Annotated in this window: 22 protein-coding genes; 12 read left to right on the top strand and 10 right to left on the bottom strand. The window is 73.9% G+C overall.

Annotated elements, in window-relative coordinates; translation table 11 throughout:
* The first annotated feature begins 3 nt into the window (after window positions 1-3).
* A complete protein-coding gene (locus AB0367_RS09900; protein WP_366225840.1) occupies window positions 4-1,143 on the top strand; it encodes a DUF58 domain-containing protein in 1,140 nt (379 codons plus the stop codon).
* Window positions 1,137-3,383, top strand: a complete 2,247-nt coding sequence (locus AB0367_RS09895; RefSeq protein ID WP_366225839.1) for a DUF3488 and transglutaminase-like domain-containing protein — start codon at window positions 1,137-1,139, stop codon at window positions 3,381-3,383. Before AB0367_RS09900 ends, AB0367_RS09895 begins: the two co-directional genes overlap by 7 nt.
* A 27-nt stretch (window positions 3,384-3,410) precedes the next feature.
* Here the strand turns inward: AB0367_RS09895 and AB0367_RS09890 are convergent, their stop codons facing one another.
* Window positions 3,411-4,076, bottom strand: a complete 666-nt coding sequence (locus AB0367_RS09890) for a response regulator transcription factor (protein ID WP_366225838.1) — start codon at window positions 4,074-4,076, stop codon at window positions 3,411-3,413.
* Window positions 4,073-5,317, bottom strand: a complete 1,245-nt coding sequence (locus tag AB0367_RS09885) for a histidine kinase (RefSeq protein WP_366225837.1) — start codon at window positions 5,315-5,317, stop codon at window positions 4,073-4,075. The genes AB0367_RS09890 and AB0367_RS09885 overlap by 4 nt, the downstream gene beginning before the upstream one ends.
* A 189-nt stretch (window positions 5,318-5,506) precedes the next feature.
* Here AB0367_RS09885 and AB0367_RS09880 point away from each other — a divergent pair, with 189 nt between their 5' ends.
* The 4 genes from AB0367_RS09880 (at window position 5,507) to pth2 (ending at window position 7,940) form a co-directional block, all read left to right on the top strand.
* The gene (locus AB0367_RS09880; protein ID WP_366225836.1) at window positions 5,507-5,980 is read left to right on the top strand and encodes a DUF1707 domain-containing protein; all 474 of its coding nucleotides are present in this window, start codon (window positions 5,507-5,509) and stop codon (window positions 5,978-5,980) included.
* Window positions 5,981-6,062: 82 nt separating this feature from the next.
* Entirely contained in the window at window positions 6,063-6,713 is a 651-nt protein-coding gene (locus tag AB0367_RS09875; RefSeq protein ID WP_366225835.1) for an SDR family NAD(P)-dependent oxidoreductase, read from the top strand.
* A 43-nt stretch (window positions 6,714-6,756) separates the two neighbouring features.
* Window positions 6,757-7,566, top strand: coding sequence for a metal-dependent hydrolase (locus AB0367_RS09870; RefSeq protein ID WP_366225834.1), 810 nt, complete (start codon window positions 6,757-6,759; stop codon window positions 7,564-7,566).
* Window positions 7,567-7,577: 11 nt separating this feature from the next.
* Window positions 7,578-7,940: a peptidyl-tRNA hydrolase Pth2 gene (pth2, locus tag AB0367_RS09865; RefSeq protein WP_366225833.1), complete on the top strand. Its 363-nt coding sequence runs from the start codon at window positions 7,578-7,580 to the stop codon at window positions 7,938-7,940.
* 77 nt (window positions 7,941-8,017) lie between these two features.
* Here the strand turns inward: pth2 and AB0367_RS09860 are convergent, their stop codons facing one another.
* Window positions 8,018-8,224 (bottom strand): hypothetical protein, encoded by a 207-nt coding sequence (locus AB0367_RS09860; RefSeq protein WP_366225832.1) that lies wholly within the window; start codon window positions 8,222-8,224, stop codon window positions 8,018-8,020.
* 149 nt (window positions 8,225-8,373) lie between these two features.
* Here AB0367_RS09860 and AB0367_RS09855 point away from each other — a divergent pair, with 149 nt between their 5' ends.
* From AB0367_RS09855 to AB0367_RS09845, 3 genes are read left to right on the top strand one after another with little or no spacing between them, the layout of a single operon-like run.
* On the top strand, window positions 8,374-9,342 hold the full coding sequence (locus AB0367_RS09855) for an LLM class F420-dependent oxidoreductase (RefSeq protein WP_366226040.1): 969 nt from the start codon (window positions 8,374-8,376) through the stop codon (window positions 9,340-9,342).
* Window positions 9,339-9,479 (top strand): hypothetical protein, encoded by a 141-nt coding sequence (locus AB0367_RS09850; protein WP_366225831.1) that lies wholly within the window; start codon window positions 9,339-9,341, stop codon window positions 9,477-9,479. The genes AB0367_RS09855 and AB0367_RS09850 overlap by 4 nt, the downstream gene beginning before the upstream one ends.
* Window positions 9,476-10,117: a nucleoside/nucleotide kinase family protein gene (locus AB0367_RS09845; RefSeq protein ID WP_366225830.1), complete on the top strand. Its 642-nt coding sequence runs from the start codon at window positions 9,476-9,478 to the stop codon at window positions 10,115-10,117. The genes AB0367_RS09850 and AB0367_RS09845 overlap by 4 nt, the downstream gene beginning before the upstream one ends.
* Window positions 10,118-10,415: 298 nt before the next feature.
* On the opposite strand, the gene AB0367_RS09840 is transcribed toward AB0367_RS09845, so the two are convergent.
* Both AB0367_RS09840 and AB0367_RS09835 read right to left on the bottom strand, forming a co-directional pair.
* The gene (locus tag AB0367_RS09840) at window positions 10,416-11,003 is read right to left on the bottom strand and encodes a permease-like cell division protein FtsX (protein WP_366225829.1); all 588 of its coding nucleotides are present in this window, start codon (window positions 11,001-11,003) and stop codon (window positions 10,416-10,418) included.
* Complete coding sequence (locus tag AB0367_RS09835; RefSeq protein ID WP_366225828.1) at window positions 10,996-11,493, bottom strand: sigma-70 family RNA polymerase sigma factor; 498 nt, start codon at window positions 11,491-11,493, stop codon at window positions 10,996-10,998. The genes AB0367_RS09840 and AB0367_RS09835 overlap by 8 nt, the downstream gene beginning before the upstream one ends.
* 125 nt (window positions 11,494-11,618) lie before the next feature.
* On the opposite strand from AB0367_RS09835, the gene AB0367_RS09830 reads away from it, so the two are divergent.
* Entirely contained in the window at window positions 11,619-12,218 is a 600-nt protein-coding gene (locus AB0367_RS09830) for a hypothetical protein (RefSeq protein ID WP_366225827.1), read from the top strand.
* Window positions 12,219-12,276: 58 nt separating this feature from the next.
* Window positions 12,277-13,428, top strand: coding sequence for an FAD-binding oxidoreductase (locus tag AB0367_RS09825; RefSeq protein ID WP_366225826.1), 1,152 nt, complete (start codon window positions 12,277-12,279; stop codon window positions 13,426-13,428).
* Window positions 13,429-13,485: 57 nt separating this feature from the next.
* Here AB0367_RS09825 and AB0367_RS09820 read toward each other — a convergent pair whose 3' ends face one another.
* From AB0367_RS09820 to AB0367_RS09810, 3 genes are all read right to left on the bottom strand, one after another.
* Window positions 13,486-13,734 carry a hypothetical protein gene (locus AB0367_RS09820; protein WP_366225825.1) on the bottom strand — a complete coding sequence of 83 codons (249 nt, stop codon included), beginning with the start codon at window positions 13,732-13,734 and terminating at the stop codon, window positions 13,486-13,488.
* 84 nt (window positions 13,735-13,818) lie between these two features.
* Window positions 13,819-14,931: an XdhC/CoxI family protein gene (locus AB0367_RS09815; RefSeq protein ID WP_366225824.1), complete on the bottom strand. Its 1,113-nt coding sequence runs from the start codon at window positions 14,929-14,931 to the stop codon at window positions 13,819-13,821.
* A 280-nt stretch (window positions 14,932-15,211) separates the two neighbouring features.
* On the bottom strand, window positions 15,212-15,781 hold the full coding sequence (locus tag AB0367_RS09810) for a nucleotidyltransferase family protein (RefSeq protein WP_366226039.1): 570 nt from the start codon (window positions 15,779-15,781) through the stop codon (window positions 15,212-15,214).
* 92 nt (window positions 15,782-15,873) lie between these two features.
* Between AB0367_RS09810 and AB0367_RS09805 the strand changes: the two genes are divergently transcribed.
* A complete protein-coding gene (locus AB0367_RS09805; RefSeq protein WP_366225823.1) occupies window positions 15,874-16,371 on the top strand; it encodes an NUDIX domain-containing protein in 498 nt (165 codons plus the stop codon).
* Here the strand turns inward: AB0367_RS09805 and AB0367_RS09800 are convergent.
* The gene (locus AB0367_RS09800) at window positions 16,353-18,038 is read right to left on the bottom strand and encodes a bifunctional 3'-5' exonuclease/DNA polymerase (protein ID WP_366225822.1); all 1,686 of its coding nucleotides are present in this window, start codon (window positions 18,036-18,038) and stop codon (window positions 16,353-16,355) included. The genes AB0367_RS09805 and AB0367_RS09800 overlap by 19 nt on opposite strands.
* A gap of 46 nt (window positions 18,039-18,084) precedes the next feature.
* Complete coding sequence (locus AB0367_RS09795) at window positions 18,085-19,002, bottom strand: carbohydrate ABC transporter permease (protein ID WP_366225821.1); 918 nt, start codon at window positions 19,000-19,002, stop codon at window positions 18,085-18,087.
* Window positions 19,003-19,004: the final 2 nt, after the last annotated feature.

Here is a 19,004-nt window from a genome sequence, read left to right as displayed (position 1 = left end):
CCGATGCGCCTCACCGCCCGCGGGGCCGGGCTGTGTGCGGCGGCCGCGGTGCTGCTCGGCGTCGGGCTGGTCTTCGGCTACCCGCATCTCGTCGTGCTCGGCACCGCCGCCGTCGCCGCGCTCGCCTTCGCCGTCGCCTACATCTGGTGGCATGCCCGGCTGACCGTCTCCCGCGGCGTCGAGCCGGACCGGGTCATGCGCGGCGAGTCGAGCACGGTCACGCTGCGGGTCGGCAACACCAGCCGGCTGCGGGGCGCCACCCTGGTCGCGCACGACCGCTGCGGGGAGGCCTCCGTGCCGGTACCGCTGCTGCGCCTCAAGGCGGGGGGCGAGACGACGGCGCAGTACCCGGTGCCGACCGCCCGCCGCGGCGTGGTGGCGATCGGCCCGCTGCGCGTGGTGCGCGGCGACCCGCTCGGCCTGCTGTCGCTCGCCCGCGGCTACGGCGGGACGGCGCGGGTGTGGGTCTACCCGCGGGTGCACCGGCTCTCCGCCGTGCCGACGGGTGTCACGCGCTCCCTGGACGGGCGCGACGACCGGGTGCCGCACGGCACGATCACGTTCGACACGCTGCGGGAGTACGTCGTCGGCGACGAGCTGCGGCGGGTGCACTGGCGCACGTCGGCCCGGGTCGGCGAGCTGATGGTGCGCGAGCAGCTGGACACCAGCCTGCCGCGCCTGGTCGTGCTGCTGGACGATCGCCGCGCCTCCTACGCCGACCCGCAGCTGTTCGAATCCGCGTGCGAGGCGGCGGCGTCGCTGGTGATGGCAGCCTTCCGCGAGGAGCTGCCGATCGCGCTGCGGCTGCTGTCGGGCGGCCGGCAGGTCCAGGTGGCCTCGGGCAACACCGCCCGCGACTACCTGGACCTGCTGGCCGAGGCCGAGATGTCGGATATGTCAGATAAACCGGAAGCACCCGAAAAGTCGATCGCGGCGCTGCGCACCCAGCGCCTCGGGGACACCCTCGTCTACCTCAGCGGCGAGGCTGACCTCTCCCGGGTCAGCACCCTGCGCACCGCATACCCCACCCTGGTCGCGGGCGTGTTCGGCGACGCCCGCCCGGCGCTGGAGCGCGTCGTCGTCCTCGCCGTGCGCGACGGCGCCGAGTTCGCCGCCGCGTGGGACGGGGTCCAGGCATGGTGAGCCGCCCGCTCGTGCCGGTGTCGCTGCTCGGCATGCTCGTCCTGGCCGGGCTCTCGCTCGCCCCGATCTACAACGGCACCCTGCTGCCGCTGCTCACCACCATCGCCGCGGCCGCCTCCGTGCTCATCAGCGTCGCGGTCCGCCGGCTGCCGGGCTGGACGGCGGCGCCCGCCTCGGTGCTCGGCCTGGTCGTCATGACGTTCGTCGCCGTGCGCGTCTCCGCACAGGCCGGGCAGATCCCGGGCGCGGTGCCCGACATCGCCCGGGAGGCGCTGCGCAACAGCATCCCGCGGCTGCTCACCGCGCTGATCCCGGTCGAGCCGCAGCCGGACACGGTCCTGCTGCCGGTCATCGCCACCTGGCTGGCCGGGCTCGCCGCGGCCGAGGTCGGGGTGCGCTACGGCCGGGTGCTGCTGTCCTACACCGCGCCGACGCTGCTGTACGCCGCCGCGCTGTACCTGGTCGGCCCCGACACCACGGCGGTGCGCGCCACGACGTGGATCCCGCTCGCCTACGCCGCCTTCGCCGCGCTCGGCCTGATCGCGAGTGCTCGGGCCGATCTGTCATCCGACGTCCTGACGAAAACGCAGAAGCGGACGATCGGCGTCCGGGTGGGTGCCGGCGCGGCGGCCGGCGTCGCCGTCGTCGTCCTGCTCTCCCAGCTCCTCGGCCCGGCCGTCGCCGGCCGGGGCAACGACACCCCGGTCGACCCGCGCAACTACGTCACCCCGCCGCAGCTGGACGCGCTCGACGAGAACCCGCTCGTGCGCCTGTCCGGCTGGAACCTCAACAAGGGCCAGCACCTCTTCGACGCGGTCGTCGCCCCCGGCCCCGGCGCCCAGCAGGAACCGCCGATCCGGCTCGCCGTGCTCAGCGACTACGACGGCGTCACCTGGCGGATCGGCTCGGTCTATCGCAACGCCGGCCGCGTCCTGGGCCGCCCCGAGGGCGACGGCCCCGAGGTCACCCAGACGATCACGATCTACGAGCTCGACGGCCGTCTGCTGCCCGGTGTCGCCACCCCGCAGCGCGTCGACGGCGTCCGGGTCGCCTACGACGCCGAGACCGGCACGGTCGCGCTCAATGACGGGGTGCGGAAGGGCCTGACGTACACGGTCACGTCGCGCCAGCAGCCGCGCCCCGACGACCAGGCCCTGTTCGTCGCCGACGTGCCCGCCCCCACCGAGGCGGCCCGCTTCCTCGCCCTGCCCGGCAAGGTCCCCGACTCGATCGCCCAGCTCTCCGCGCACCTCGGCGAGGGCGTCTCCAACCCGTACCAGCGCGCGTTCGCCATCCAGCAGTGGCTGAGCGAGCACTACAAGCTCGTCTCCGACGCGCCCAGTGGCCACGCGTACCCCAACGTCGAGCACTTCCTGTTCGGCAACAAGCAGCTCGGCGGGCAGAAGGGGACCTCCGAGCAGTTCACCGCCGCCTTCGCGGTCCTGGCCCGGCTGGCCGGCCTGCCCACCCGCGTGGTCGTGGGCTTCCAGACGCACAAGAACGACAAGGCGGTCCGCGGCGCCGACGCCATCGCCTGGCCGGAGATCCAGTTCAAGGGCTTCGGCTGGGTCGCGTTCGACCCGCTGCCCAAGTCCGACACCATGCAGCGCCCGATCGAGGACGACTTCCGCCCGAAGGCGCCGCCGTCGCAGCCGCCGCCGCAGCCGGTGCCGCCGCCGTCCGTCACCGCGAGCGCCCCGTCGGCCCGCTCGGGCTCCCCCTCGGTCGCCGCGGCTCCCGCCGGCTCCGCAGCCAGCCCGCTGATCGCCGCCTCGGCCGCCGTGGCCGCGTTGCTGTTCGTGGCCGGTTATTTCGTGGCGGTACCGCTGGTGCTGCGCAACCGCCGGCGTCGGCGCCTGGCGGAGGGTCCCCCGTCGGCGCGCATCGACGCCGCCTGGAGTGAGGTGCTCATCGGCCTGCGCCAGGCGGGCCGTCCCGCGCCGGCGCACCTCACGGCGGGTGAGATCGCCCACCACGCCGTGACGGCCGCCGAGCACCGGGCCCACGCCGCGCCGCGCCTCCTGCGCCCGGCCGCGCCCCCGATCGACGACCTGGCCGCGCTCGTCAACGCGGTGGCCTTCGCGGCTCCCGCCGCCGGCCCGGGCGAGCCCCAGGCCGCCCGCGCCACCGCCCAGGCCGTCGCCTACCTGGAGGAGCTCAGGTCGCGCCGCCCGTGGTGGCGCCGCCTGCTGTGGACCCTCGACCCCCGCCCGCTGCATTGGCAGCGCCGCCGCCGCTGAGCCCGCGCCCGGGCGTCACCGACGGTTTCAGCCGAGCCAGCCGGGGCGGACCAGGCCGGCCTCGTAGGCGAAGACGACGAGCTGGGCGCGGTCGCGGGCGCCGAGCTTGATCATGGCGCGGCTGACGTGGGTCTTCGCGGTGGCGGGGCTGACGTAGAGCTTCGCCGCGATGTCCTCGTTGGACAGGCCGGCGCCGACCAGGGCCATCACCTCGCGTTCGCGGTCGGTGAGGGTGTCCAGCGACATCGGGGCGAGCGGCGCGCGGGAGTGGCTGGCGAACTCCTCGATGAGCCGGCGGGTCACGCCCGGCGACAGCAGCGCGTCGCCGGCCGCGACCGCGCGCACGCCACGCAGCAGGTCGACCGGCTCGGTGTCCTTGACCAGGAAGCCGCTGGCGCCGACGCGCAGCGCCTCGAAGACGTACTCGTCGAGGTCGAACGTGGTCAGGATGACGATGCGCACGTCGGCGAGGCGGGCGTCGGCGGCGATCTGCCGGGTCGCCTCCAGGCCGTCGAGGACGGGCATGCGGATGTCCATGAGGACCACGTCGGGGCGGGTCCGCACCGCCAGGCGTACGGCGTCCGTGCCGTCGGCCGCCTCGCCGACCACCTCGATGTCGGACTGCGCGTCGAGCAGGGCGCGGAAGCCCGCCCGCACCAGCGCCTGGTCGTCGGCCAGCAGGACCTTGATCACGGTTTGTCTTCCTCACGCAGGGGGATCGTGGCGCGGACCTCGAAGCCGCCGGCCTCGCGCGGGCCGGCCTCGACGGTGCCGCCGAACGTGGCGGCGCGGTGGCGCATGCCGGCGATGCCGTTGCCGACCAGGCCGGCGTCCGCCGCCGCGCCCGCACCGTCGTCGGTGACGACGACGCTGAGCTCGGCCGGGCCGTAGCCGACGACGACCGTCGCCGTGGCGTGCGGGCCGGCGTGGCGGCGGACGTTCGTGAGTGCCTCCTGGACGATGCGGTACGCCGCCCGGTCCACCTGCGGCGGCAGTGCCCGGGGCTCGCCGACGGTGTCGAGCGTGACGGGCAGCCCCGCGCCGCGGGCCTCGCCGGCCAGCCGCTCCAGGTCGGCCAGGCCGGGTGCAGGGGTGCGCGGCGCCGCCTCTCCCGGGTTGAGTCCGGCGAGCACCGCCCGGGTCTCCTTGAGCGCCTCGGCGCTGGCGTGCTTGATCGCGGTGAGCGCCACCCGGGCCTGCTCGGGCTGCTCGTCCATCAGGTGCAGCCCGACGCCGGCCTGGACGTTGATGAGCGACAGGTGGTGGCCGATGACGTCGTGCAGCTCCCGGGCGATGAGCAGCCGCTCGTCGCTGGCCTGGCGGCGCTGCTGCTCCTTGCGGGCCTTCTCCTCCTCGGCCCGGGCGAGTGCCTCCTGATGCGCGCGGTCGCGGGCCATCTGGGCGTACCGCATGCCGCGCACCCGGGCCGCCTCGCCGAAGAACGCGATGATGACGCACCACACGCCGATGGCGACAAGCCGCCCGATGGAGGCGTGCGGCAGCACCAGCACGACGTACGCGCCGTAGGCGACGACCACGGCGATCCAGGTCAACCAGCGAAAACCCGCCGACAGGGCGGTGAAGACGGCGACGATCGCGGCGATGAAGCCCGGCCCGTTGGGGTACAGCTGTGCGAAGTAGGCGACCGTCGCGCTCAGCGCCCCCGCGAGCGTGAGCAGGGGCAGCTTGTGGCGCAGCACCAGGACCGCCGGGCCGACGATCAGCAGCAGGTAGCCGGTCTGGTCCAGCTCGTGGGCGGTGCTGCCGTAGGCCGCCGCGCGGGTGCCGAAGATCTGCAGGAGCGCGATGAACACCGCGAACGGCACCGGGTGCGGCCCGGGCCAGCGCCGCCCCTCGACGCGCCGCTCGAAGCGCTGGAACTTGCGCTCCAGCCGCTCGGCGCGGTGCTCGTCGGCCCACGGCGGTCGTCTCACAGCACAAACGTAGTGGAGGCGCCCACCTGCGGCATCGCCTCGCCGGCGCGCCGGCGTGTACTCCCGTGGGAGTACACGCCGGGCCCGGCTGCGTCGCCGGAGGTAGCGCACGAGCCGACGCCGGTGCGACGCGCCCGGCGCCGCCGAGCGCCACGCTGGAGCCCATCAACGGAAGGGGGCTTGGGACACATGAGCGGTAACACGTTCGGCGAACGGGTGCGCGCCTCGGACGAGGAGCGCGAACAGTACGCCAACATGGTGCGGGCCGGCATGACCGAGGGCCGGCTCACGCTCGAGGAGGGGGAGGAGCGGCTCGGCCAGGTGTACGCCGCGAAGTTCCGCGACGAACTGCCGCCGCTCACCGCCGACCTGCCCGAGGGCGGGCGGCGCGGACTCCACGAGACGCCGGAGGCCAAGGCGCGCTTCGCCCGGGACGGCCGCCGGCATCTGTGGGGCCACGCCGGCTTCGTAACCGTCGTCGCGGCGGCGCTGATGGGGCTGTGGGTGTTGTCCGGTGCGCACTTCTTCTGGCCGGCGATCCCGCTCTTCTTCATGGTGTTCGGCCTGGCCAGGCATGCGCGCTGGCGGGCGTACGGCGGGCACCACCCGCGCTGGGGCCACGGGCCGTGGGGGCACGCGGCGCGGCAGGGCTGGACCCGCTGACACCGATCGGGGGCCGCCGCGGCGATCACCGCGGCGGCCCCCACCGATACAAGGGCCGGCAAGAGGAAGGGGGTGGCATGCAGTGCTCGGATCGTCGTACTTCGAGTTGAAGGGCCGGGTCGCCGTGGTGCTCGGCGGGCCCGACGGGGTGTCCGCGGCGGTGTGCCGGATGCTCGCCGAGCGCGGCGCCCGGGTCGCCGTCGTCGGCCCGGACGAGGCCCGGCTCGCCGACCTCGTGGACGAGCTGCGCTGGGGCGGCGCGGAGGCGATCGGCATCCTGGCCGAGGAGACCGGAGCGGCCACGATGGACGCGGTGCGGCTCGGCGTGCTCGCCGAGCTCGGCCGGCCCGACCTGCTCTTCGTGCTGCCGTGCCCGTCGCCGTCCGGCGGCGGCTGGCAGCGGACCGTCGACAGTGGACTGACGGCGACCTTTCAGGCGCTGCAGGCATTCCTGCCCGGCATGACCGAGGCCGGCGTCGGCGCCGTGGTGACGCTCGCGCCCTACGGCCCCGACCCGGCGACCAACGCGGTCGGCGGCGGGGTGACCGCGCTCACCCGGCACTACGCCCTGCTGGTCGCCGACGCGGGCGTGCGGGCGAATGTCGTGTCCTGGACACCGCGCGAGTCGACCGTGGACGACGCCGCCTTCGCGGCCCTCTACCTGGCCTCGGACGCCGCAGCGAGCATGACGGCAACGACGCTCGACGTTAGAGGTACATCGATGCGATGGTAGCTCCTATGTACGAATGATCGTCCACCTGGGATAGTCACGTGTCATGATGGGCTCCTCGCATGCGCTCTCCGGGGCGGCCGTCTGGTTGACAGGTTCGCTCCTGCTGGATCAGGTCGCGCACTTCCACCAGACGCCGCTGCAACTCGCCGTCGGCACCGCGATCTGCGCCGGTGGCGCCCTGCTGCCCGACCTGGACCTCTCCGGCCGGGTCACCCGGAACCAGGGCGGGGCGACCGTGGCGCGCACGTTCGGCGTGCTCTCGCTGTTCGTCGCCGAGTGCGTCGAGAAGCTCTCGCTCGGCGTCTACAAGCTGACCCGCATGAAGCACGACCCGCCCCGGCAAAACGGCCATCGCACGCTCACGCACACGATCGTGTTCAACGTCGGCGTCGGATACGGCACCCTCGCCCTGTGCAACGCCTACGGCAAGTGGGCCGTCATGGGTGTGCTCTTCCTGTCGTTCGCGCTCGCGCTGCGCGGCCTGTTCGAGAAGTGGGCCGAGCGCGCCGGCTGGATCATCGTCACCCTCGCCTCGGCCGGCGCGGCGTACCTGGTCTACGAGCGTCTCCCCGGCGACCGCGGCTACCCCCTGCTCGGCCTCGCGGTCGGCGTCGGCGGCCTGGTCCACCTGCTCGGCGACATGCTGACCCGGCACGGCTCGCCGATCTTCTGGCCGATACCGACCGGCCGCCGGATGTGGCGCTGCGTCGGCCTGCCGCAGTCGATCGCCCTCACCGCCGGCGACAAGACCGAGATGGTGTTCCTGCGCATCGTATTCACCACGGTCGCCATCCTCTCCGGCACGGTCCTGCTCGTCCCGATGCTCCTGCAGCGGTTCAACATCGCGCTGTAGGGTCGTCAGCCGTGAGCGAGACCGCCGGCGAGTTCAGGCTCGTCATCGTGATGCGGACCGACCTCGGGATGGGGAAGGGCAAGATCGCCGCGCAGGCGGCGCACGCGGCCGTCGCCGCGGCGATGCGCAACCAGGGCACGGCGGCGTTCGCCGGCTGGTGGCGGGCCGGGCAGCCGAAGGTGGTGCTCAAGGTGCCCGACGAGGACACGCTCGGGCTCGTCGTCGGGGCCGCCGAGGAGGCCGGGCTGCCGGTCGAGGTGATCCACGACGCCGGACGCACCCAGGTCGCCGCCGGCACCCCGACCTGCTGCGCGATCGGCCCGGCCCGCGGCGACGCACTGCACCCGGTGACCGGCGGGCTGTCGCTGCTGTGATGCGGACCGTCGCCGCCGAAGCATGAGTGAAGCGGTCGCCCCCGAAGCGGGGGCGACCGTCGTGGGCGGTTCGACGATCAGTCGGCGAGCGAAACGATGCCCTGCGCCCACCGGAAGTACTTGTTGGTGCCCAGGTCGCGGACCGTCTTGATGTTGAAGGCGGCCAGCAGCTTCTCGGCGTCGCCCTCGCTGACGCCGGCGATCGCGGTGACGGGGGCGTCGGCGAGCTCCTGCGCGCTCTTGCCTTCCCACTGCTTCATCAGCTTCTTTTCCAGACCAAGCATTTCGCGCTCCTTCTCTCGGCGAAAACCCGCGCAAGGCTATGTGGCACATCGACGGTCTGCAACATGAGAGCTCACGCACGAGGGCGCCCTTCCGCTTGCCACATCGGCCGTTTCACGGAGATGATCGGCGCATGAACAGCCAATGGGGGCTGACGATCCCGCTCACCGGAATTCCGCTGCCCGACCACGCGGCGTTGCTGTCCGCGCTACCGGATCTCGGGTATACGGACGTCTGGTCCTCGGAGGTCGCCGGGACCGACGCGTTCACCCCGCTGGCGCTCGCCTCGGTCTGGTCCCCGGCACTGCGGCTAGGCACCGCGATCGTCCCGGTCTTCACTCGTGGCCCCGCTCTGCTGGCGATGCAGGCGGCCGCCCTCGCCGAGGCCGCGCCGGGGCGGTTCGCCCTCGGCATCGGGGCCTCCTCGCCGGTCGTGGTCGGCGACTGGAACGCGGTGCCGTACGACCGGCCGTACGAGCGCAGCCGGGACGTCCTGCGCTTCCTGCGCCGCGCGCTCACGGGCGAACTCGTCGACGGGCACTTCGACACGTTCACGGTGCGGCGGTTCCGGCTGGAGCGGGTTCCCGAGGTACCACCGAAGCTGCTCTTGGCGGGTCTGCGAGGCCGGATGCTGCGCCTGGCGGCGGCCGAGGCCGACGGCACGGTCCTCAACTGGCTGTCGGTCGAGGACGTGGCGACCGCGCGGGCCGAGCTGACCGCCGCGCCCGAGGGCTTCGAGGTGGCGGCGCGCATCTTCGTGTGCCCCACCGCCGACGCCGAGGAGGCCCGCGCGACCGGGCGCCGGCTGATCGCCGCCTATCTGACGGTGCCCGGCTACGCGGCGTTCCACCGCTGGCTGGGCCGCGGCGAGGTACTCAAGCCGATGTGGGACGCGTGGGCGGCCGGCGACCGTAAGGGCGCGCTGGCCGCGATCCCGGACGAGGTCGTTGACGCGCTCATCGTGCACGGCAGCGCCGAGCGGTGCCGTGCGCACGTGCGGCGCTACGCCGATGCCGGGGTCACCACGCCGGTGGTCGCGCTGCTGCCGACGCGGGAGCTCGTCGCCGGCGGCGCGCCCGCGCTGCTGGAGACGCTGCGAGAGCTGGGGGCACGGCCGTGAGGCTCGACGGGAAGGTCGTCGTCATCACCGGCGCGGCGGGTGGGATCGGCGCGGCGATGCCCCGCCGGTTCGCCGCCGAGAAGGCCGCCGCGCTCGTGCTGGCCGGCATGCGCACGCTACGCGACGCGCTCGCATGAGGCCCCTCGACGTGCTGCCGCCGGCCCTGGCCGCGGTCGTGCCGTTCGTCCGCGGCCGCCAGGGCCGCAGCATCATCGGCATCTGCGGCCCGCCGGCGGCCGGCAAGTCCACGCTGTCCAGCGCGCTCTCCGAAGCCTTGAACGTCCACGATGGACTGTCCAGTGTGGCCGTGCCCATGGACGGCTTCCACCTGTCCAACGCCGAGCTGGAGCGCCTCGGCCTGACCGACCGCAAGGGCGCCCCGGAGACCTTCGACGCGGCAGGCTTCGTGCACCTGCTGCGCCGCCTGCACGCCGGCGAGGACCTCGTGTACGCCCCGAGCTACAGCCGCACCCTGCACGAGTCCATCGGCGGGGTGATACCGGTTTCCTCGGACGTGCGCGTGATCGTGGTGGAAGGCAACTACCTGCTACTCGACCACGGCCCGTGGTCCTCGGTGCGCGGGTTGCTCGACCTCGTGCTGTACCTCGACGCGCCGGACAGGGTGCGGCAGGACTCGCTGGTACGCCGCCAGCTCGCGAAGGGCCTGGACCTGCCGGAGGCTCGGGACTGGGTCTTCCGCAGCGACGAGCGCAACGCCGAGGTCATCGCCGGCACCCGCGACCGCGCCGACCTGATCCTGTCGCGCAGTTCCTAACTTGGCGCGCGCTTCGCGCGGGCGCAGGCGGGGGGTGCCCACCCCGCGCCCCCCATGCCCGCTCCGCGGGCAGCTCACCTGCTCCCATGGCAGGATCGCTGTGCTCTGCGCCCTGGCCGGGCGGGCCGCCACCCTGAGCGCCGGGCGAAACCGCGATACCTCCGTCGTGCTTACGCTTTACGCCGCGCCGCCCATGGCCACTCGACTCGGTCTATCGCGGGCCGAACAGGCTCACGGCGATGTCCCAGCCGGTCCACAGCTCGCACTCTAGAGCGGCTAAATGTCATAGCCGGCATCTTCAGCGCGACGGCGTCGCTGTCCTGGTCGGCGGCGGTAGGACCGGCTTGTCGCGCGGTACGCACGAGCACCACACCCCGTCGGACGCCGGCTCGAGGCGCGCCCGCACGGCCGGGAAGTCCCCCGCGCAGGGCAGGCTGAACCACAAGGACCGGGGGAGAACGTCCACCTTCGTCGCATTGACGATGTCGGGGTGGTCGCGGTACTCCCACTTGAACCGGTCGTAGTTCTCCTCGACGGTCTCGATACGATACGACGCCACCTCCGGCGACCGGCCCAGGATGCTCCCCACCCGGGCGAGCTGCTCGTCGGTCGCCGCGTGAGGCAGGAACGCCCGGCCCTCCGCCGGGGCGCACCTCGGCGCCGCGGCCTGCCCGAATAGCACGGCCTCGCGTGCCACTCCCCAACCGGCCGCACCCACGGCGATCAATGCGAGTGCGGTACCACCGGCGAGCCCCGCCCGGCGCCGCCGCGCGGCCGGAGGGACCGTGCCCGCCCCCGGAACGCGGATCCGCTCCCGCGCGCGATCGCCCACTTCGCCCAGGGCGGCGCGCAGCCGCTCGTCGAGGTGCTCGTCGGGCTCAGGCATCGTCGTTCACCTCGTCGGTCAGGTGGCGGGCCAGGGCGATGCGGGCGCGGTACAGCCAGGTGCGCACGGCACCCTCCCGTGCCCGGCAGATCTCGGCGATCTCGGCGACCGGTAGGCCGGCCAGGTAGTACAGCACCACGGCGCGGCGCTGGTCGGCCGGCAGCGCGGCGAGCGCGCGCTCCAGGGCCACCCGCTCCGGCCCCGGCCCGGCGACCGACTCGGGCCGCTGGCCGCGCCAGTGCCGAAGGGCCGTGCGCGCACGCCGGATGCGGCTGGTCGCGAGGTTCCAGGCGACCCGGCGTACCCATGCGGCCGGCTCGTCGTAGCGGGCGATCCGGCCCCACCGGGCCCACGCCCGGGTGAACGCTTCCTGCGTGACCTCCTGCGCCTCCTCGGCGCTGCCGAGATACACGGCGAGCTGCCCGGCGATCGGCGCGAACCAGGCCGCGTAGCACTCGGCGAAGTCCGACGGCCCTTCCCGAGACGCCATGGCCCTCCCAGGGACGGTCGGCGGCGGCACGCCGTCGAGCGCGGGGATCGTTGTCATATCCCAAACACGCGCGACGGCGCGCATACGTCACACGCCGAAGCATCGGGGAATGACAGCATGGTCGGGTGACCAATGAGACTCGACGTTCTCTTCACGGGCTGGCCGAGCTGGTGCTCGCCGGGCCGCAGCACCGCGCCAGCGGGACGATCCGGCTTCGGATCACCGGCGACGGGTTCGCCACCGTGGCCGCGCCCGATCTGCGGGTGACCGCCGACGCGCTCGTCGCCGGGGGGCGGCGCGTGCCGCTCGCCGGGCGGACGCTGGGCGAGGTGGCGGACGACGCGGGGGTTGCGATCGGGGCGCCGCGCGGGCTCTACACGGACGGATCGGGGGCGGCGTCCGGCGACCGCATCGTGCTCGACGGGGCGGCGGCGATCATCGACGGGTTCGTCGTGGGGGACGCGGCGCTGCGGGCGATGGGTGGGGATGCGGTTCCGGTGCTGTGGCCGGAGCACTTCGACGTCGGCATCTCGCTCGACGAGGTGAACTTCGGGGTGTCGGCGGGCGACGGGACGATCGACGAGCCGTACGCGTACGTCGGGCCGTGGCAGCCGCGCTCGGGAGACTTCTGGAACGTCTCCTTCGGGGCCGCTCGTCCGCTGCGCGAGCTGCCGGACCTGGGCGCGTTCTTCGCGGAAGGCCGGCGCCGCGCCGCCGAGGGCTGAAGGGAAGGCAAGCCGGCCCGGAAGGGACAACGTGGCGCGCGCCGGGCAGGATGGGCGGATGGACCGCGTGACCGTGTGGGACGACCGTTTGACGCCGCACGAGCGGGCGGCACTGGCTCCCGGCCGGCCCGCTGACCTCGATCGGCGCCCGGACGTGCTGGTCGTCGGCGGCGGTGCGATCGGCCTGTCGGCCGCCGTGTTCTGCCGCCGGGCGGGCCTCGGCCGGGTGGTGCTGCTGGAGCGGGCGCCCCGGCTGGCCCCGGCCGCCTCGTCCGGCAACGGCGGCGCCATCGCTCCGGACATGCACCTGCTCACCGACTCCCCCGAGTTCGTCGCGTTCGGGCGCGCGAGCCGGGCGCTGTACCGCGAACTCGACGCCGAGTGGGGCGGCGCGATCGGCGCCTGGCCCACCCGCTGGCTGGACGTGCGCCCGGCGGGGACGGCGCCCGCGGGGCCACTGCCGGAGGGGCTGCGCGCGCTCGACGCGGCCGCAGTGCGGGAGCTGGAGCCCGACGTACGGCTGCCGGACGGCGCCACGGCGGTGCTCGCCGAAGGACAGCTCACGGTGAACCCCGGCCGGCTCGCCGCCGCGCTCACCGCGCGCGCCGGGCAGGTGGCGACCGGGGTGGACATGCTCGGCGTCACCGTGCGCGGCGACCGGGTCGCGGCCGTGCACACCACCGCCGGCGAATTCACGCCCGGCGCCCTGATCGTGGCCACCGGGCTGGTTCCGGCGCCGTGGGCCGACGGGGTACCGCAGCGCTGGATCAAGGGGCACATGCTCGCGCTGGCCCCCGGGCCCTGGCGGCTCGGCAGCGTCCTGGCCGGCCCGCTCGGCGGCGGCACGCCGTTGCCGGGCGGCGGCGTGGTCTGCGGCGGCACCTTCGACGACGGTGACGCGACCCCCGACGTGCGGCCCGAGATCGCCGACCCGATGGCGGCCTCGCTGGCCACCCTGCTGCCGGGGGCCGCCGGCGCGGCGATCAGCCATCGTTGGTGCTGCTTCCGGCCGTACATCGAGGGCCGCCAGCCGGTCGTGGACCGCCTTCCCGGTGCCGGCAACGCCTGGTTCGCCGGCGGGCACTTCACGACCGGCATCATGACGGCCCCGGCCACCGGCTCGGCCCTGGCCGCGTGGATCGCGTCGGGTGCCGCGCCGCCGGCCGTGCGCGGGTTCACCCTGCCCGGCGGCGCTGGCCAGCCCTCGTAGGCACGGCGGCAGCCTGTGCCAGAGGGCGGGCCGCCGCCGGATTGGCGACGAACCCGGTCAGCGACGCTTGATCCACCAGATGATGCCGAGCACGACGGCGAAGCTCGCGGCGGCGGTCACCACGTACGGCACCGCGCGGCGCACGGCGGAGCCCACGCCGCTGACGGCGAGCAGGTCGATCGGCTCCGCATCGGGCTGGACGGGCGCGAGCGGCTCGCCCGCGGCTTCCACCGGGGCCGATACCTCCGAAACGACAGCCACCTCCGAAACGACGCCCGCCTCCGATACGGTGTTCTCCAGTTGCACGGCCGAACCTCCAGCACTTGGTCGACGGGCCATCTGCGACGTTAGTCGCTTGAGGGCGACGGGCGCGGCGTAGAGATACCGCGATCAGTCGTGGTGGATCCGGCCGACGGTGGTGGTCAGGCGCGCTCCGCCGCCGCCCCAGCGGCCGGCGATGATCTCGGCCGCGATGCTCACCGCCGTCTCCTCCGGGGTGCGCGCGCCCAGGTCGAGGCCGATCGGCGAGGAGAGCCCGGCGAGCTCGGCCTCGCTGAGCCCGGCCTCGCGCAGGCGCGCCACGCGGTCGTCGTGGGTGCGCCGTGAGCCCATGGCGCCGACGTAGGCGAAGTCCCGCCGCAGCGCGACCCGCAGTACCGGCACGTCGAACTTGGGATCGTGGGTGAGCACGCACACGACGGTCCGGTCGTCGACCCGGCCGGCCTCGATCTCGCCCTCCAGGTAGCGGTGTGGCCAGTCCACGACCACCTCGTCGGCGCCGGGGAAGCGCTTGGACGTGGCGAAGACCGGGCGGGCGTCGCAGACCGTCACGTGGTATCCCAGGAAGCCCCCGATCCGCGCGACCGAGGCGGCGAAGTCGATGGCCCCGAACACGAGCATGCGCGCGGGCGGGGCGTACGTGGCCACGAACAGCGTCAGCCCCTCCCCGCGCCGCTCCCCGTCCAGGCCGTAGTGCAGGGTGTCGGTGCGTCCGGCGGCGAGCAGGCCGCGGGCGTCGTCGGTCGCGGCGGCGTCCAGCCGCGGCGAGCCCAGGCTGCCGTCCACCGAGCCGGGCCAGACCACGAGGCGGCGCCCGATGCGGTCGTCGGGACCCTCCACAATGGACACCACGGCGACCGGGTCGCGGTGCTCGATCGCGCGGGCCACCTTGTCCAGCGCCGGAAACGTGTCCGGGCCGACCGTCTCGACGAGCAGCTCGATGATGCCACCGCAGGTGAGGCCGACGGCGAACGCGTCGTCGTCGCTGACCCCGTAGCGCTGCACGACCGGGGTGCCGGTCTCGACCACCTCGCGTGCCAGCTCGTACACGGCGCCCTCGACGCAGCCGCCGGACACGCTGCCGACGGCGGTGCCGTCCGGGCCGACCAGCATCGTCGCGCCCGGCGGGCGCGGCGAGCTGTGCCAGGTGCGCACGACGGTGGCCATCCCGACCGGCTCCCCCGCGCGCCACCAGTCCAGCAGCTCGTTCAACACCTCACGCACGACGAACCTCCATGTTCTCCACCAGCGCCGAGAGCGTCGAATGGTATGGGGCCTCGGGCTCCTCGGCGGGCAACCAGGAAGATCGGCCGGGGCGGGCGCAGCGCGAGGAAGCCCGCCATCGCAAGCCCCTCGTCGGCGAGGTGGCCCACGTCGGCCAGGCGCGCCGCGAGAGCGGCCGGCGACGCGAAGTCCGGCACGCTCCCACTATGCTCCACCGGCGCCGAATCCCAAAAACCGTACGGGTCCGTACGACCGGGAATGTGAGGGCGCCGGGCGGGTGCTAACCCTCCGGTGGTACGTCCAGGTCGGTGTCGTCGGCGATGTCCTCGCACGGCACGCCCTGCACATCGGCGGCGTGGGCGATCAGGTAGGCGCGGGCGCCGACGTCCGCCGTGGCCAGGGTCGTCACGCCCGGCCAGTGGTCGCGGCCCAGGATCACCGGGTGGCCGCGCCGGCCCTTATACGTGGCCGTCAGCAGCGCCCCGGAGCCCCCGGACGCGGCGGCCAGCAGGCGAGCGACCGCTTCCGGGCCGATGCCGGGGGTGTCGACGAGCAGCACGGCCACCGCCTGAGCATCGGTCTCGGCCAGCTCGGCCAACGCGGCCAGGCCGACCCGCAACGAGGAGCCCATGCCGCTCTTCCACGTGGGGTTGTCGAGCAGCTCCACACCGGCGAGCCGCGCCTCGTCGCGCACCCGGCCCGACTCGGCGCCCAGGACCACCCAGATCCGCGTGCAGCCGCCGTCACGTAGCGTGGCGACGGCGCGTTCGACCAGCAGGCGGCCGTCCTCGTGACGCACGAGGGCCTTGGGCCCGCCATACCGGCGGCCGCCACCTGCGGCGAGAACCAGTCCGACTATCGCGCTCAGCGGGGCTCTCCTACGTCCAACGGGTCAGCACCGACTCGGATCAGATTAGTACCCTCTCGGTAGGCTGCATGCTCATGGCCCTCCATGATCACTGTTCGTATTGCGGCGCCGCTTATGCGCAAGGGGCGCCGTGGCCGCGGGTGTGTGCCGCGTGCGGCGAGACGACCTGGCGCAACCCGTTGCCGGTCGCCGTCGTGCTGCTGCCGGTCGACACGGACGAGGGGCGCGGCATCGTGGTGGTGCGCCGCGATGTCGAGCCGATGCGCGGCGAGCTGGCGCTGCCCGGTGGATTCATCGAGATCGGCGAGTCGTGGCAGGAGGCCGCGGCCCGGGAGCTACGCGAAGAGACCACGATCCTCGCCGATGCGGCCGACGTGCGCCTCTTCGACGTGCAGAGCGTGCGCAGCGGCAACCTGATCGTGTTCGGGCTGCTGCCATCGCGCCCGCTCGCCGAACTGCCGGCGTCGATCCGCACGGAGGAGTCGCTCGGTTTCGAGGTCTCGGTCGGGCCGCGGCCGCTGTGCTTCGAGACGCACACCGACGCGATGGCCGCCTACTTCGCGTCGCTATAGCGCTCCACGACCGACACGTCGAGGGGGAACCGCACCTCGGTGTCGCCGAACAGCAGTCGCCGTGCCTCGTCGCCGGCGGCGTGCACGACGGCGGCGACGGCCTCGGCCTCCGGCCGCGGGCAGTGCACCACGACCTCGTCGTGCTGGAAGAACACCAGCTCCGCGCGGCGCCCGGCCAGCGCCGCACGGAGGCGGGCCAGCAGCACCAGGGCCCACTCGGCCGCGGTGCCCTGGATCACGAAGTTGCGGGTGAACCGGCCGCGGGCCCTGCCCCGGGCGCCGCCGCGCGACTCGACCTCGGCGCCCGGCTCGTCGAACCCCTCGCGCCAGGTCGCCGAGGCCGGCGGGCAGGTCCGGCCCAACCAGGTGCGCACCAGTCCCCCGGTCTCGCCGGTGCGCGCCGCCCCCTCGACGAGGTCCCAGGCGGCCGGGTAGAAGCGCCGCAGCGCGGCGAGGGCCGGCGCGGCGTTGCCGCCTGTCTGGCCGTACATCGCGCCGAGCAGCGCCAGCTTCGCCTTGGCGCGGTCGCCGTCGAACGCCTCGGCGGCGAGGTTGGCGTAGAGGTCGCCCGCGTCGGCGGCGCGGGCCAGGCGGCGGTCACCGGAGACGGCGGCGAGCACGCGCGGCTCCAGCTGCCCCGCGTCGGCGACGACGAACGCCCAACCGGGGTCGGCGACGACGGCCCGCCGGACGACCTTCGGGATCTGCAGGGCGCCGCCGCCGCGGGTGGCCCAGCGCCCGGACACGACGCCGCCCGGGATGTATTCGGCGCGGAACCGCCCGCCGGTGACCCACTGCTCCAGCCACGACCAGCCGTGCGCGACCCAGAGCCGGTAGAGCTCCTTGTACTCCAGCAGGATCGGCACCGCCGGGTGGTCGACGTGCTCGAGCTCCCAGCGACGGGTGCTGCGCAGCATGATCCCGGCCCGGGCGAAGGCGCGTAGCAGCTCGGCCGGCGAGTCGGGGTGCACGCGCTGACCCAGGGTCTCGTTGAGCCGGGCACCGAGCTCGGCCAGGCGCGCGGGCGGGCCGCCGACCGGCGAGGGCGGGCCGAGCAGCTCACGCAGCAGGGCGTCGTGCACGTCGGCGCGCCAGGGCAGCCCGGCCAGCCCCATCTCGACGGCGACCAGCGCTCCGGCGGACTCCGCCGCGATCAGGGCGCGCATGCCGCCGCCCCGGGGCGCGAGCCGGGGCGCGGACGGCAGCTCGGGCAGCGCCTCGATCCGCGCCCGCTGCGCCGCATAGACGTCGAGAAGTTCCCGCAGCGGTACGGCCGGGGCGTCGAACGCGTCGAAGAGCGAGTCCTGCGACAGACCGGGCGGCTCGGCCGGCCGCGCCGGCGGGTCGGGCGGCACCGGTCGTCCCGCCAGGCGGGCGCTCGCCGCGGCCAGCGCCCGTGGCTGGCCCCAGGCGCCCTCCGCGCCGAGCAGGAGTGCCTCGGCGAGTTCGAGATCGTGGCAGCGCTCGACGCGGACTCCCGCTCGCAGCAGTCGGGGATAGATGTCCGCCGTCGACGCCCACAGCCAGCGGGGGCGGTCGCGTGACTCGACTTCCGCGACCGCCCCCGCCAGATCAGTGACGTGCCGCTCGGGCCCCGCTGGCGTGCCGTCGTCGGCCAGCGGCCTGAGTAGGCCACCGGCCCCGGAGGGTGTCAGCGCGACGAGCACGAGGGCATTACATCGCACCCGCCGGGGCCTGCGGCGTACTTGCGCTTTACTTCACGGCGCCAGCGGTGAGGCCGGCCTGGATCTGGCGCTGGAAGATGATGTACATCACGATCATCGGCAGGATCGAGATCGTCAGCGCGGCGAAGAGGCCAGACCAGTCCGCCTCGTATCCGGCCGCCGTCGAGATGTCGGCGATGCCCTGGGTGAGCACCCACTTGTCCCTCGCGCCGGCCATGAGGACCAGCGGCAGGAGGTACTGCGCCCACTGCCCGATCAGGTTGAAGATCGTGAGGCTGATCAGCCCCGGCTTGGCCATCGGCAGCATCACCGAGAAGAACAGCCGGGTGTGCGACGCGCCGTCGATCGTGGCCGCCTCGGCCACCGAGTTCGGCAGCGACCGGAAGAACGCCGACAGGAAGAAGATCGTGAAGGGCAGGGAGTAGGCGATGTACACCAGGATGAGCCCGGTGTAGCTGTTGAGCAGCCCGAAGTTCTTCACGACGAAGAACAGCGGCACGACGGCGAGGAACGGCGGGAAGGCGATGCCGGCGACGAAGGCGAAGTAGATCAGCCGGTTGCCCCAGAACTTGTACCGCGCCAGCACGTACGCCGCCATGGAGGACAGCAGCATCGTGCCGAACGTGCTCAGGCTGACCACGATCACGCTGTTGATCACATAGGTGCCGACGTGGGCCTTGGTCCACGCCCGGCCCCAGTTCTCCCAGCGCAGGTGGGCCGGCATGGTCCACGGCGCGCTGAAGATCTCCGTGGTGTTCTTGAACGAGGCCAGGAACACCCAGAGCAGGGGCACGATGATGAGCAACGCCCACACGGCCAGCAGGACGTGCCCGAGGCCGCCGAGCACGTTGATCTTCCGACGGGGCGTCGTGGCCTGCACGCGGCTCCGGGCCTCGGTCGTTCCGCTGCGCTGGCCAGGCGTCTCCCGGCCGACGGTGGCAGTCATGT

Source organism: Dactylosporangium sp. NPDC051484 (genome assembly GCF_040689395.1).
In the GTDB taxonomy this organism is placed as follows: Bacteria; Actinomycetota; Actinomycetes; order Mycobacteriales; family Micromonosporaceae; genus Dactylosporangium.
This window is presented reverse-complemented; position numbering and strand designations above follow the sequence as displayed.